Source organism: Bradyrhizobium sp. 25ACV (assembly GCF_054863005.1).
Window position 1 is genome coordinate 300,683 of the sequence record NZ_JAVAYO010000005.1, and the last position, 14,037, is coordinate 314,719.

At 65.4% G+C, this 14,037-nt stretch carries 14 protein-coding genes; 4 read left to right on the forward strand and 10 right to left on the reverse strand.

Features of this window, described 5'->3' with window-relative positions:
- Nucleotide 1 precedes the first annotated feature (1 nt).
- The 3 genes from RAD04_RS14220 to RAD04_RS14230 form a co-directional block, all read right to left on the reverse strand.
- On the reverse strand, nt 2-742 hold the full coding sequence (locus RAD04_RS14220) for a sulfate transporter family protein (RefSeq protein WP_461624273.1): 741 nt from the start codon (nt 740-742) through the stop codon (nt 2-4).
- Between the two features lie 260 nt (nt 743-1,002).
- Complete coding sequence (gene nikR / locus RAD04_RS14225; protein WP_461624274.1) at nt 1,003-1,449, reverse strand: nickel-responsive transcriptional regulator NikR; 447 nt, start codon at nt 1,447-1,449, stop codon at nt 1,003-1,005.
- A 183-nt stretch (nt 1,450-1,632) separates the two neighbouring features.
- On the reverse strand, nt 1,633-4,113 hold the full coding sequence (locus tag RAD04_RS14230) for a heavy metal translocating P-type ATPase (protein ID WP_461624275.1): 2,481 nt from the start codon (nt 4,111-4,113) through the stop codon (nt 1,633-1,635).
- Nucleotides 4,114-4,178: 65 nt separating this feature from the next.
- On the opposite strand from RAD04_RS14230, the gene RAD04_RS14235 reads away from it, so the two are divergent.
- A complete protein-coding gene (locus RAD04_RS14235) occupies nt 4,179-4,454 on the forward strand; it encodes a metal-sensitive transcriptional regulator (protein ID WP_007598521.1) in 276 nt (91 codons plus the stop codon).
- A 202-nt stretch (nt 4,455-4,656) separates the two neighbouring features.
- On the opposite strand, the gene RAD04_RS14240 is transcribed toward RAD04_RS14235, so the two are convergent.
- Entirely contained in the window at nt 4,657-5,634 is a 978-nt protein-coding gene (locus RAD04_RS14240; RefSeq protein WP_461624276.1) for a YiiX/YebB-like N1pC/P60 family cysteine hydrolase, read from the reverse strand.
- A gap of 192 nt (nt 5,635-5,826) precedes the next feature.
- On the opposite strand from RAD04_RS14240, the gene RAD04_RS14245 reads away from it, so the two are divergent.
- The gene (locus tag RAD04_RS14245; RefSeq protein ID WP_461624277.1) at nt 5,827-7,215 is read left to right on the forward strand and encodes a flavin monoamine oxidase family protein; all 1,389 of its coding nucleotides are present in this window, start codon (nt 5,827-5,829) and stop codon (nt 7,213-7,215) included.
- 61 nt (nt 7,216-7,276) lie between these two features.
- Here RAD04_RS14245 and RAD04_RS14250 read toward each other — a convergent pair whose 3' ends face one another.
- The 4 genes from RAD04_RS14250 to pheS all read right to left on the reverse strand — a co-directional run bounded on the left by RAD04_RS14250 (nt 7,277) and on the right by pheS (nt 12,082).
- Nucleotides 7,277-8,047 (reverse strand): sulfite exporter TauE/SafE family protein, encoded by a 771-nt coding sequence (locus RAD04_RS14250; protein ID WP_461624278.1) that lies wholly within the window; start codon nt 8,045-8,047, stop codon nt 7,277-7,279.
- Nucleotides 8,044-10,452 (reverse strand): phenylalanine--tRNA ligase subunit beta, encoded by a 2,409-nt coding sequence (pheT, locus tag RAD04_RS14255; protein WP_461624279.1) that lies wholly within the window; start codon nt 10,450-10,452, stop codon nt 8,044-8,046. The genes RAD04_RS14250 and pheT overlap by 4 nt, the downstream gene beginning before the upstream one ends.
- Nucleotides 10,449-10,895 (reverse strand): endonuclease domain-containing protein, encoded by a 447-nt coding sequence (locus RAD04_RS14260; protein WP_461624280.1) that lies wholly within the window; start codon nt 10,893-10,895, stop codon nt 10,449-10,451. Before RAD04_RS14260 ends, pheT begins: the two co-directional genes overlap by 4 nt.
- A gap of 104 nt (nt 10,896-10,999) precedes the next feature.
- A complete protein-coding gene (gene pheS, locus RAD04_RS14265) occupies nt 11,000-12,082 on the reverse strand; it encodes a phenylalanine--tRNA ligase subunit alpha (protein WP_461624281.1) in 1,083 nt (360 codons plus the stop codon).
- A gap of 69 nt (nt 12,083-12,151) precedes the next feature.
- Between pheS and RAD04_RS14270 the strand changes: the two genes are divergently transcribed.
- On the forward strand, nt 12,152-12,721 hold the full coding sequence (locus RAD04_RS14270; protein ID WP_461624282.1) for a hypothetical protein: 570 nt from the start codon (nt 12,152-12,154) through the stop codon (nt 12,719-12,721).
- On the opposite strand, the gene rplT is transcribed toward RAD04_RS14270, so the two are convergent.
- Nucleotides 12,660-13,019, reverse strand: coding sequence for a 50S ribosomal protein L20 (rplT, locus tag RAD04_RS14275; protein WP_027561620.1), 360 nt, complete (start codon nt 13,017-13,019; stop codon nt 12,660-12,662). The genes RAD04_RS14270 and rplT overlap by 62 nt on opposite strands.
- Nucleotides 13,020-13,099: 80 nt before the next feature.
- Nucleotides 13,100-13,300 carry a 50S ribosomal protein L35 gene (rpmI, locus tag RAD04_RS14280; protein WP_008143958.1) on the reverse strand — a complete coding sequence of 67 codons (201 nt, stop codon included), beginning with the start codon at nt 13,298-13,300 and terminating at the stop codon, nt 13,100-13,102.
- Nucleotides 13,301-13,572: 272 nt separating this feature from the next.
- Here rpmI and RAD04_RS14285 point away from each other — a divergent pair, with 272 nt between their 5' ends.
- A complete protein-coding gene (locus RAD04_RS14285) occupies nt 13,573-13,977 on the forward strand; it encodes a hypothetical protein (RefSeq protein ID WP_091962413.1) in 405 nt (134 codons plus the stop codon).
- Nucleotides 13,978-14,037 lie beyond the last annotated feature (60 nt).

The window sequence follows — 14,037 nt, forward strand, 5'->3', positions numbered from 1 at the left end:
GTTACCGCATCTGCCGCGCCGGCTCGATCAGCTCGGGCCGCGGGCCCGACAGCCGCTTGTGCATGTGGACCATGAAGGCCATGCCGAAGATCGGCGTCGCCAGATTCACGATCGGGATCGAGACGAAGGCGGCGATGAAGAGGCCGGCGGTGAAGATGGTGGCGGCATTGTCGCGCCGCATCGCCTTGGCCTCTTCCGGCGAGCGGAAGCGCATTGCGGCGAGCTCGAAATATTCGCGGCCGAGCAGCCAGGCGGCGGCGATGAAGAAGATCAGGAAGCCTGCGCCGGCAAAAAGCACCAGCGGCAACGCGATCAGATAGACCAGGATGGTCAGGAGCGCGGTCTTGATGCCCTCGAAAATGGCCTGGCTGAACGGCAGCGCCAGGCCCGGCTGCTCGGCGGGATAATGCTCGCGCTCGACGATGTCGGCGACGTCGTCGACGAACAGGCTCGCCACCAGCGAGGTGATCGCCGGCATCAGGAACACGCCGCCGAACACGACGCCGAGGCCCGCAGCGATCGAGACGATCCAGGACAAGACCTCGAGCGAGGTGTGCCAGCCCGGCCCGAGCAGGCCTTCCAGCCAGACCTCACCGGAGGTCGCAAACCAGCTCAGCAGCCGCTGCAAGCCGATCGCCAGCACGGTGATCAGCACGAGCGCAAGCCCGACCGATCGCCACAGGATCGAGCGCATCGGCGGCGAGATCATTTGCGACAGCGCCTTCACGGCGGCATCCAGCATGGGGGGAGCCTTTCAGGTAAACACTCCGCGAGAGGTAGACACCCGATGCGGCTTCGGCAAGGGAGCGTAATTGCCGCGATCTCTTGCTTACCCTCCCCTGGAGGGGGAGGGTCGGCACGTGATCGAGCGAAGCGAGATCATGTGACGGGGTGGGGTGATCTCTCCACTTGGGCACTGTTCGTCGCGGAGGGACCGTCACCCCACCCCGCTCGCGCTACGCGCGATCGACCCTCCCCCTCCAGGGGAGGGTAAGATCCGGCCTACCCATGCCTGTGCCCGTGCTTCCGCACCTTCGCCTGCTTGCCTTCCCCGGTCGGGATCATCACCACGCGGCCGTAGCGCACGCCGCGCTCGGCGATGATGTGGTCGGCGAAATGCCTGACCTCATCCGCCGACCCCCGCAGCGCCGTCATCTCCATGCAATTGTTGTCGTCGAGATGGACGTGCAGGGTTGCCAGCGCGAGGTCGTGATGGCCGTGGAATTCCTGCACCAGACGTTTTGACAGATCGCGGGCGGCGTGGTCGTAGACATAGACGAGACCGGCCACGCATTGGCCGGTCTGCGCGGTGTCCTCGGTGCTCTGCTGCAGGCCGGCGCGGGCGAGATCGCGGATGATCTCGGAGCGGTTCTGGTAGCCGCGGGCTTCCGCCGCCGCGTCGATCTCCGCCAACAGATCGTCCTCGATCGTGATGGTAATTCGCTGCATCAGATATTCCCCGCGTGCTTCGCTCTTCTTACCTCGCCCCGCTTGCGGGGAGAGGTCGGAATTCAAGCCTAGCTTGAATTCCGGGTGAGGGGGACTCTCCGCGAGTCCATCTGTCACCGAATTTGCTGAAGCAGCCCCTCACCCCGACCTCTCCCCGTAAGAACGGGGAGAGGGAGTGCATCCTCACAGCCGCGACGCCCGCAGCCGCAGCGCATTGCCGACCACGCTCACCGAGGACAGTGCCATCGCCGCCGCGGCGATGATCGGCGAGAGCAACAGACCGAACGCCGGATAGAGGATGCCGGCCGCGATCGGAATGCCGGCGGCGTTGTAGATGAAGGCGAAGAACAGGTTTTGCCGGATGTTGCTCATCGTCGCCTGCGACAGCTTTCGCGCCCGGACGATGCCGACGAGGTCGCCCTTGAGCAGAGTCACGCCGGCGCTCTCCATCGCCACATCCGTGCCGGTGCCCATGGCGATGCCGACTTCGGCCGCAGCCAGCGCCGGCGCGTCGTTGACGCCGTCACCGGCCATCGCGACGCTGCGGCCGGCCTTTTGCAGCTTCGTCACCACCGCGCTCTTCTGATCCGGCAGCACCTCGGCCTCGACCTCCGCGATGCCGAGCCGGCGCGCCACCGCTTCCGCCGTCGTGCGGTTGTCGCCGGTCAGCATGATGACCTTGATGCCTTCGGCAGCTAACGCCTTCAGTGCTTCCGGGGTCGATGCCTTGACCGGATCGGCGATCGCGAACAGGCCGGCCAGCCGGCCGTCGACGGCCATGTTGATCACGGTGGCGCCGTCGCCGCGCAGCCGCTCGGCCTCGGCGTCGAGCGTTTTGGTGTCGATGCCGATCGACGTTAGATATCTGGCATTGCCGAGCACGATGGTCTTGCCGTCGACCTTGCCGGTGGCGCCCTTGCCGGTCGGCGAATCGAACTGCTCGACCTGGCCGAGGGCAAGCTGCTTCTCCTTGGCCGCGCGCACGATCGCGTCGGCCAAAGGATGCTCGCTGGCGCGCTCGACGCTGGCGGCAAGCTTGAGGATGTCATCCTCCGCAAAACCTGACGCCGGCACGATCGCGACCACTTTGGGCTTGCCCTCGGTCAGCGTGCCCGTCTTGTCGACCACCAGCGTGTCGATCTTCTCCATCCGCTCAAGGGCCTCGGCGTTCTTGATCAGCACGCCGCCTTGCGCCCCGCGGCCGACGCCGACCATGATCGACATCGGGGTTGCGAGGCCCAGCGCACAGGGGCAGGCGATGATCAGCACGCTGACGGCGGCGACCAGGCCGAAGGCGAGCCGCGGCTCCGGCCCGAACCAGGCCCACGCCGCGAAGGTGGCGAGGGCGACGACGATCACCGTCGGCACGAACCAGCCCGCGACCTGATCGGCCAGCCGCTGGATCGGCGCGCGCGAGCGCTGCGCGTCCGCGACCATCTGCACGATCTGCGACAGCAGCGTCTCGCGGCCGACCTTGTCGGCGCGCATGATGAAGCTGCCCGACTGATTCAGCGTGCCGGCGATCACCTTCGCGCCGGCCTCCTTGGTGACTGGCATGGACTCGCCGGTGACCAGCGATTCATCGAGCGAGGAGCGGCCCTCGAGGATCACGCCGTCGACAGGCACCTTTTCGCCGGGGCGAACGCGCAGACGTTCGCCGGCATGCAGCGCGTCGATTTCGACCTCATGCTCGCCGCCGTCGTCATCGACGCGGCGCGCAGTCTTCGGCGCAAGCTGAAGCAGCGCCTTGATCGCGCCGGAGGTTGCGTCACGGGCGCGCAGCTCCAGCACCTGGCCGAGCAGCACCAGCACGGTGATGACGGCAGCCGCTTCGAAATAGACGGCGACCGCACCTTCATGGCCGCGGAAATTTGCGGGGAATATCTGCGGCGCGACGGTGCCGATGATGCTGTAGACATAGGCAACCCCGGTGCCCATCGCGATCAGCGTGAACATGTTGAGGTTGCGCGTCAGCAGCGACTGCCAGCCGCGAACGAGGAACGGCCAGCCGGCCCACAGCACCACGGGGGTGGCGAAGGCGAGCTGGATCCAGTTCGACAGCGTCTGATCGATCCAGTTGTGCGGGCCTGCGAGATGGCCGCCCATCTCCAGCACCACGGCCGGCAGTGCCAGCGCGCCGCCGATCCAGAACCGCCGCGTCATGTCGGCGAGCTCGGGGTTGGGGCCGGTCTCCAGGCTTGCCACTTCCGGCTCCAGCGCCATGCCGCAGATCGGACAGCTTCCGGGTCCGACCTGGCGGATCTCCGGATGCATCGGGCAGGTGTAGATCGTGCCCGCCGGCATCTCGGGCGCGGGGGCCTTGTCCTTGGCGAGATATTTTGCGGGATCGGCGGCGAACTTGGTGCGGCAGCCGGCCGAGCAGAAATGGAAGGTCTCGCCGTGATGGTCGAAGCGGTGCTTCGAAGTCGTGGGATCGACAATCATGCCGCAGACGGGATCGTGCACCTTGCTGGCCGCATCGCCATGGTCATGCGCGTGATGATGGCCGTGGCCGGCATGATCGCCGTGCCCGCCGCAGCAGGAGGACGCCGCCGGCTTGGCTGCTTCGGTCTTGGCCGGTTCAGTCTTGGCCGCTTCCGTCTTGGCGGAACAACCGCATCCGGAATGTCCGTCCGCGCCCTGTTGATGCCTATGTTCGTTCATTGCCCTTGCTCCGGCCTTATATCGAGGGTCTTGCAACCCATACCCGGTAGGGGTATATAGACCTCATGCGCAAGGACATCAAGGCATCTGTCGGAAAACGCCTCGGCCGGATTGAAGGCCAGGTTCGCGGCCTCTCGAAAATGGTAGAGGAGGACCGCTACTGCATCGACATCGTGACGCAGATCTCTGCGGTGCGTGCCGCACTGCGCCGGGTCGAGGAAGAGGTCCTGAAGGACCACGTCGCCCATTGCGTCGAGCACGCGATCGCGAGCGGCGACAAGGCCGACCAACGCGAGAAGATCGCCGAGTTGATGGCGGTGATCGGACGGGCGGAGCGGTAGGTCTTTACGTCGCAAGAGCTCCTCGCAACGACGGTTGCTGAGGAGAGGTTGCGCCACGCTCACAGCCGTCGTCCCTGCGAACGCAGGGACCCATAATCACAGGGAGGGGTTTGGCGAAGATTGGTCGTTCGGTACGTCTACCGCCCGGACTCGATAGATCACGCGGTATGGGTCCCTGCTTTCGCAGGGACGACAGCGGGGCTTACGCCGCGATCTCGCATATGTCTCCGCGGCGGCGCGCGCGGGACATCGCTAGTTCGTTCAGCTGCACAAAATGCTCGGAGAAATTGGTGCCCGTCTCCGCAAGGCACGCACTCATTTGCGCAGCCGGAATTTCAGCCGGCGCTTCTTGGTCAACCGTCTCAGGAACGAGCGGCGGCGCACTGATCGTTTCTGGAAACACACTGAATGTGCCCGCTACCTCCTCGAGCGGCTTCTGCTTGTCGGCCCAGTGCAGGGCGGTGTAGTCGAACCCGTGCACGATGGTGGGTTTGACGACTTCGAAATAGGGCGAGATGTCGAAGTCGCGGGGCATGTAGAGCGAGGAATCGCGGATGTGCAGGATCTCGCGGCGGGCGGCGCGGCTGCCGGCCTTGGTGATCTTGGGCAGGATCGGATAGCGCACCGCATCGAACGCCTGTGCGATCAGCGCCGAGCAGATGATCTTGGTCGGATCGCCCGAGCCGATCGCGATCATGCGTCGCCGCCAGCGCTGCGGCACCGGCAACGGGAACAGAAAGCGCATGAGGTCGACGATGTTCTTGGTGTCGTAGCCGAAACCGATGCGGTTGATCGCATAGCGGCAGACCGTTGTGCGGTCCTCGTAGGACAGCCCGACCGGGCGGCAGAGGCGGGTGTGATACGGGAAATATTTCGACAGCGGCGCCGAGGTGACGCCTTCGCCGATATTGGCCTCGATCAGCACATGCGGTTCGCCGTCGGGCTCCGTGGCGCCCTCGACCGGGCCGACATAGAGCGCGGCATGCGACCAGGTCGACTGCGTCAGATATTTGATGATGCCGGAGATGCGGTTGTTGCCCTCGACCAGCAGCACGTCGCCGGGTTCGATCACGCCGCGCAGGTGCTCCGGGTCGCTCGGCGTGAACGGCTCGTAGCCCGGCACCTCCTTGGAGAGGTACGCGGCAATTAGCTTGCCGACTGAATCTAGGACCGTCCCCATTTCCAACTCCCCCCACGACCTTTTGCGGCCGTCTTTTTCCCTTCTCTATCATGGTCGGAACGTGTTGCAATTCGGTTCATCACTCCGTGACATCAAGCACGATTGATTCACCATGATGGTTGCCGTGCAACATCAGATGCGGCAAGGTTCGCTGACTGTTCCCGTTCGCCGTAAGTCCTCGGAAACCATGACATGACAATCACGCGCCGCGGTTTCCTTGTCGCGTCGGCGGGTCTTGCAGCAATGCCGGTCCTGCGCGCAACCGCCGCGCCCCTGCCGCGCGAGGCCGACATCGTCGTGATCGGTGCGGGAGCCGCGGGAATCGCTGCGGCGCGGCGCATCATGGCGACGGGCCGCAAGGTCCTCGTGATGGAAGCGGCATCGCAAGTCGGCGGCCGCTGTATCACCGACAGCACAACCTTCGAGGTGCCGTTCGACCGCGGCGCACGCTGGATGCACAATCCCGACACCAATCCGATGATCCGGCTGGCGCGCAGTGTCGGGCTGGACGTGCTGCCGGCGCCATCGGGCCAGAAGATGCGCATCGGTCGCCGCAACGCACGCGCGGGCGAGACCGAGCAATTCCTGGCGGCGCTGGTGCGCGCCAACCGCGCTATCGACGATGCTTCGCGGGCTAAGCTGGATACCTCTTGCGCCTCCGTGCTGCCGAAGGATCTCGGCGACTGGGCGGGCGCGGCCGAATTCATGCTGGGCGCGGGCTTTGCCGGCAAGGATTTGAAGGAGCTGTCGGCGATCGACAAGGGACGCGCGCAGGATCGCAACGCGGCGATCGCCTGCCGTCAGGGCCTGGGCACGCTGATCACCAAACTCGGCGAGCAGGCGCCCGTGGCGCTGTCGACGCCGGCGAGCCGCATCAGTTGGAGCAACCGCGACGTCAGCGTTGAGACGCCAGCCGGCAAGATCGCCGCGCGCGCCGCCGTCGTCACGGTCTCGACCAACGTGCTGACATCGGGCGCGATCAAGTTCACGCCCGACATTCCCAAACGCACGTTGGACGCGGCGTCGAAGCTCGGCCTCGGCAGCTATGATCGCATCGTGCTGCAATTGCCGGGCAATCCGCTCGGCCTGTCGCGCGACGATATCCTCATCGAGCAAAGCAATTCGACACGCACCGCGCTGATGTTCGCCAATATCGGCGGCTCTTCGCTGTGCTCGATTGACGTCGGCGGCGCGTTCGGCCGCGATCTCTCCGAGCAGGGTGAGAAGGCGATGGTCGCCTTCGCCAGGGAATGGATCACGAAATTGTTCGGTAGCGAGGCTGCGGCTGCCGTCGGGAAGACCAGCGCTACGCGCTGGAACGCCTCGCCCTACGTCCTGGGTGCGATGTCGGCGGCTTCCCCCGGCGGCCAGCTGTCGCGTAAAATCCTGAGCGAACCGATCGGCAATGTGTTCCTCGCCGGCGAAGCCACGCATGAGACGCTGTGGGGCACCGTCGACGGCGCTTGGGAAAGCGGCGAGCGCGCCGCGGACGCAGCCTTGCGCAAGATCGGTGCGCTCAAGGACGATTCGGCGGATGTGCCGACGCAGTCGACGAAGAAGCGGCGGGCGCCAAGGCAGTAGGGCAGTCAAGCCGCAACACAATCCGCCGTCGTCCCTGCGTCCCCAGGGACGACAGCAGTGGTTACCGCAACACCCCGTCCAGCACCGGCAGTCCCGCGATCACCGCCATCGCGATCAGCCCGTAGCAGATCGCGCGAAATACCCGCTCGCTGGCGCGGCCGAACAGCGAGGCGCCGAATGCGACGCCGATCGCATAGACCGGGCCGACGATCAGCGAGAGCGCGAGCGATTCGCGGCTGATCAGCCCCGTGGTTGCGTAGCTGACCATCGAGAAGAAATCCGACGCGCCGAAGAACAGCACGATGTTGGCGCGCGCGACGATCGGCGCGATCGGGCGGCCGAGCCAGTAGCCGACGATCGGCGGGCCGCCGGTTTGTGCGAGGCCGCTGCAGAAGCCCGAGAGGCCGCCGATGCCGACCGAGAGCCAGGCGTGGTCCTTGCCGCGATAGCGCCAACCCGACAGCAGCAGGAGCAGCAAAGCGGCGACGAAGCAGGAGATGATCCAGCGCGTGGTGACGGGCTCGAGCACGCTGAGGAAATAAGTGCCGACGGGCACGCCGACCAGCGCGCCCAGCACGATCACCGCGGTCGCCTTGCGGTCGGCCTTGCGCCAGGCATCGGGCAGCAGCGGCGCCGCCGCGACGAAGTCGATCACCAGAAGCAAGGCGGCGACGAGCCGTGGCGCAGCAATGCTGCTCGCCAGCGGCATGAAGATCAGCGCCGAGCCGAAGCCGGAAAAGCCGCGTGCAGTACCGGAAACGAAGGCGACGGCGCAGAGCGCCATCGCAATGGTGAGGCTGACGTCCTTCGGAAGGAAGTCCGCAATACTCATCCCCTCAGCGTGCCGCCGGTCTTCTTCGTGACCTCGGCCACGATCTTCGTGGCCACGGCCTCGATCTCCTGATCGGTCAACGTCTTCTCGCGCGGCTGGATCGTCACCGCGATCGCGATCGACTTCTTGTCGTCGTCAATGCCCTTGCCCTCGTAGACGTCGAACACGTTCACGCCGGTGATCAGCTTCTTGTCGACGCCTTGCGCGGCCCGCACGATGTCGCCACCCTTCACGGTGCGATCGACGATGAAGGCGAAGTCGCGCGTGACGGGCTGGAATGCCGACAGCTCGATCACGGGCTTGGCGCGGGTCGGCTTCTTCTTCGCCTCGGGGATGCGGTCGAGGATCACCTCGAACACCATCAGCGGGCCGTCGGCGCCGAGCGCTTCGAGCGCTCTGGGATGTACCTCGCCGAAATGGCCGAGCACGTTCTGCGGTCCGATCTGGATCGTGCCGGAACGGCCCGGATGCAACCATGCCGGACCGCCGGCGACGATCTGCAGCGCCTGCATCGGCGCGCCGGCGGCTGCCAGCACGGCCAGCGCATCGGCCTTGGCGTCGAACACATCGGCCTGCGCCGAGCCCGACCAGTGCCGTCCCAGACCTTCCGAGGAGGCAAAGCCGCGGCGTACGCCGCTCGCGGCGATGAACTGATCCTGCGGGCGATCGCCCTTGAAGATTTGTCCAACCTCGAACAGCGCGACATCGCTCACGCCGCGATTGGCGTTCGCCTGTGCTGCCGCGATCAGGCCCGCGAGCAGCGTCGGGCGCATGTCGGAGAGATCAGACGCGATCGGGTTGGCGACTTCGAGCTCGCGTTGGCCGCCGCCGAACAATTTTGCCGCGGACTTCGTGATGAAGGACCAGGTCACCGCTTCGATGATGCCGCGGCTTGCGAGCGCGCGCCTGGCGCGGCGGGTGCGCAGCTGCAGCGGCGTCAGCACCGGTTTGCGCGCGTCCTCGCCGCGCTCGAACGGCGTCATCGGCACCTTGTCGACGCCGTAGATGCGGATGATCTCCTCGACGATGTCGGCCTTGCCGTGCACATCCGTGCGCCACGAGGGCACCGCGACCTTCACCACCGGGCCGGGGCCCGCCATCATGAAGCCGAGATGGGTCAGGATGCGCTTCATCTCGACCTGCGGCACCTCGATGCCGGAGAGGCGCTTGACCTCGGTCACCGGGAAATCGATCACGCGGTCGTCGCCAAAGGCCTTGCCGACCACGACGGTCTCGGACGGTGTGCCGCCGCACATCTCCATCACCAGCTTGGTCGCCAGCTCCAGCCCAGGCACCATGAAGGCCGGATCGACGCCGCGCTCGAAGCGGTAGCGCGCGTCCGAATTGATGCCGAGCTTGCGGCCGGTCTGCGCGATGTTGATCTCGTTCCACAGCGCCGATTCGATCAGCACGTCGGTGGTGTCGTCGTCGCAGCCCGAGGCCTCGCCGCCCATGATGCCGGCGAGTGATTCGACGCCGTGCTCGTCGGCGATCACGCAAACGACGGGATCGAGATTATAGGTGCGGCCGTCGAGCGCGAGCAGCGTCTCGCCGTCGCGCGCGCGGCGCACGACGAGATTGCCCTTCACCTTCTTCGCGTCGAACACGTGCAGCGGCCGCGCGCGGTCGTAGGTCATGAAGTTGGTGATGTCGACCAGCGCGTTGATTGGGCGCAGTCCGATCGCGGTCAGCCGCTTCTGCAGCCATTCCGGCGACGGACCGTTCTTGACGCCACGCACGAGGCGGAGCGCGAAGCCTGGACACAGCGTGGAATCCTCGACCGTGACCTTCACGGGGCACGCGAACTCGCCCTTGATCGGCTTGATGGCGGGATCCCTGAACTTGCCCATGTCGGCGGCGGCAAGGTCGCGCGCGATGCCGTGCACGCCGGTGCAGTCCTGCCGGTTCGGCGTCAAATTGATCTCGACCACGGGATCGCCAAGCGCGGCCCATTCGGCATAGCCGGCGCCAATCGGTGCGTCCGCCGGCAATTCCATGATGCCGTCATGGTCGTTGGAGATCTGCAGCTCGGCCGCCGAGCAAAGCATGCCGCGGCTCTCGACGCCGCGGATGGTGCCGACGCCCAGCGTGATGTCCTTGCCCGGAATGTAGGTGCCGGGCGGCGAGAACACGCTGACGAGACCCGCGCGCGCATTCGGCGCGCCGCACACCACCTGCACCGGTGCGCCGCCGTCACCGGTGTCGACCATGCAGACGCGCAGGCGATCCGCATTCGGATGCTGCTCGGCCGAGATCACCTTCGCAATCGTGAAGGGCTTCAGCGCCTTCGCCTTGTCCTCGATGTTCTCGACCTCGAGCCCGATCATGGTGAGCTTCTCGGCGAGCTTGTCGAGCGGCTCGTCGGTCTCGAGATGATCCTTCAGCCAGGAGAGGGTGAATTTCATGGCTGTTTCTTCTCCATGGAGACGGTCTGCTCCCTCTCCCGCTTGCGGGGGAGGGTTGGGGTGGGGGCTCTCTCCGCGACGGTGGTCGCGATGGTTTCGAGAACGCCGCCACGATTTGTCATGACATCGAGATTGCTGAAGCGGAGCACCTTGAAGCCCATCGCTTCGATTGCGGTAGAGCGACGCGCGTCGGCGCGCTCGCCATCATTCGAGAAGTGTTGGCCGCCGTCGAGCTCGATGACGAGCTTGGCTGCGTGGCAGATGAAATCGGCGATGTAATTCTCGATCGGCACTTGGCGGCGGAAGCTCGCGCCGTTCAGTCGGTGGCCGCGCAGTTCCGACCAGAGGATCCGCTCCGCATCGGTTGAGTCGCGCCTGAGTGAGCGAGCATTGCCTCGCAGCTTGCCCGAGACCTTCCAGTCCGGATGTTCAGGATCGACCATTGGCAACCCAATCGAGGAGAGACCCCCACCCCAACCCTCCCCCGCAAGCGGGAGAGGGAGTCCGACCGTCCTTGCGGCTGGAGCAATTGTGTCCCAGCAGGCCATCACGAGCTCAGCCCCCCAGCCAGCGTCGGCACCTCCAGCGGCTTGAAGCCGTAATGGGACAGCCAGCGGACGTCGCTGTCGAACAGTTGGCGGAGGTCGGCGATGCCGTATTTCAGCATGGCGATGCGGTCGATGCCCATGCCCCAGGCGAAGCCCTGGTACTCATCGGGATCGATGCCGCAGGCGCGCAGCACGTTCGGGTGCACCATGCCGCAGCCGAGAATCTCGAGCCAGTCCTCGCCCTCGCCGAAGCGGATCTCGCCCTTGTCGCGGCGGCACTGGATGTCGACTTCCAGCGACGGCTCGGTGAACGGGAAGAATGAGGGGCGGAAGCGCATGTTGATGTGGTCGACCTCGAAGAACGCCTTGCAGAACTCGTGCAGGATCCATTTGAGGTGGCCGAGATGCGAATGCTTGTCGATGACGAGGCCTTCGACCTGGTGGAATTGCGGCGTGTGGGTCGCGTCGGAATCGATGCGGTAGGTGCGGCCCGGGCAGATCACGCGGATCGGCGGCTTCTGGCTCAGCATCGTGCGCACCTGCACCGGAGAGGTGTGGGTTCGCAGCAGCATGCGCGAGCCGTCCTCCTTCGGATGGAAGAAGAAGGTGTCGTGCATCTCGCGCGCCGGATGGCCTTCCGGAAAATTCAGCTTGGTGAAGTTGTAATCGTCGGTCTCGATATCAGGGCCTTCGGCGACCGAGAATCCCATGTCGGCGAAGATCGTGGTCAGCTCGTCCCAGACCTGGCTCAGCGGATGGATACGGCCGGCTTCCGTCGGCGCATCGCGCAGCGGCAGCGTGACGTCGACGGTCTCGGACGCGAGCCGCGCATCGAGCGCCGCCGATTTCAGCACGTCGCGACGGGCGGCGAGCGCCTGGGTGACCTCGTCCTTCGCCTGGTTGATCGCTGCGCCTTGCGTCTTGCGCTCGTCCGGCGACATCTTGCCGAGCGTTGCCAGCAAGGCTGAGATCGAGCCCTTCTTGCCGAGCGAGGCAACGCGGACGGCTTCGAGGGCCGCTTCGTCGCCGGCAGCACTGATCTGCGCGAGGATGGATTGAACGAGACTAGCGAGGTCGGACACGGTCGGATCCCTCAAACTTGCAAAAGGCTGCCGGGTTGTGGCCGCAGCCGGGGCGGAACGTCAAGCCGATTGGACGTCGTAAATGCGGGGCATTTGAACCGTAAAGGCATGGCTGGCACCAACCTGCACGCGAAGGAGGGGACGATGCGTTTGCGATCCTGCGTGGCCGGCCTGGCCCTGGTTCTCTTGAAAGGCTTTCTGGGAGGCGCGGCTCTCGCCGCCGAAGAATGCCAGGCCAAATCCACGTCGATGGATGACATCATCGTGGCCCTGAACGCGGCGCCGGGCTGCGAGCGTGCCATGAAGCAGTTCGAAGCCTGCGCATACGGCGCCAGCGGCGACGTACAGTTCGGTGAGGTGGTCGAGAAGAAGTGCGAGGCCGATTTCATCGGCCAGCTGCAGCCGCCACAGAAGCTCAGCTACCAGCGCGAGTTGCGGGTCTGCGACCAGAAGTACCGGAGCAAGTCCGGCACCATGTATATCTCGGCCACGGCCTTCTGCCGGGCGGAAGTCGCCCAGCGCTACTCGCAACGTGCGCTGAAGGCCGGCACAAAGCCGGCCGCTAGCGCCGCAGGGCTCAGGCCGCGAGCGCAGCCTTGGCCTTCTCGGCGATCGCCTGGAACGCCGCGGGCTCGCTGATCGCGAGATCCGACAGCACCTTGCGGTCCACGGTGATCCCGGACTTGGCCATGCCGTCGATAAATCGGCTGTAGGTCAGGCCGAACGGACGGACGGCAGCGTTGATGCGCTGGATCCAGAGCGCGCGGAAGGTCCGCTTCTTGCGCTTGCGATCACGGAACGCGTACTGCTGGGCCTTTTCCACGGCCGGCTTGGCGGCGCGGATGGTGTTCTTGCGGCGGCCGTAGAAACCCTTGGCGGCCTTGTAGACTTTCTTGTGCTTGGCGTGGGCGGTCACACCGCGTTTGACGCGAGACATGACAAAATCCTTCAGAGATGACTTTGGTTATCGGATTGCCGCGCAAGACGCGGCACGGTTGGCAATGATCGTGGACGCGATCAGGCGTTCGGCAAGAAGTACTTCTTGACGTTGTCGCCGTCGGTCTTGAACAGCACCGCGGTGCCGCGCAGCTGACGGATCTGCTTCTTCGTCCGCTTGATCATGCCGTGACGCTTGCCGCGATGGGCGAACATCACTTTGCCGGTGGCAGTCACCTTGAAGCGCTTTTTAGCGCCCGATTTGGTCTTCAGCTTGGGCATTTGGCTCTCCTAATGGCCACAGAGTTCCGCCCGCGAAGGCGGCTGGCCGTCAAAAATGCTCGTTAGAGCGTTGATTGTGCTCAGGTTTTACGAACAAGCGCGAAACCCGCACGAAACACCGCCACGGCAGCCCTTAATCAGCCGGGCGATGAAGGCCGGGCTTATGACAGAGAACGGGCGAATTGGCAACGATGAACCGGCGGAACCTACCGGCCGACTATTCGGTGCTGGTACACTTATGTCCAAGTCGTGTCGCCCGGAGCAGGACCAAAATGGCCCATTTGTCCCGATCGCTTTTCTCTTTGACTGATTTCGTCCGTCCGCGCCACCTGGCGGTGCTCACCGCGCTCGCCGCGGCTGTGCTTCCGTCGACCGCCGATGCCCGCATGGCCCGCTATGACGGCGTCTGGAACGTCACCTTCGCCACCACCCGCGGCAATTGCAGCTCCGGCTACAGCGTTCCCTTCACCGTGATCGGCAGCCGGGTCTCGTCCGCTGGCGGCGGCCGGGTCTCCGGCAAGATCAATCGCGGCGGCGCCGTCGCAGTCCAGGTCTCGGTCGGCGCGTCCCATGCCAGCGGCGGCGGCCGGCTCGCTGGCGTGAACGGAGCTGGCTCGTGGAGAGGTGTCATTTCCGGTGACCAGTGCAGCGGCACCTGGCAGGCGACACGGACGTAGCTGTCGCCGAGAAAGCTGCTGCGCTCCTCCCCGCCTTCGGCAGAGGTGAAAACAAAACGG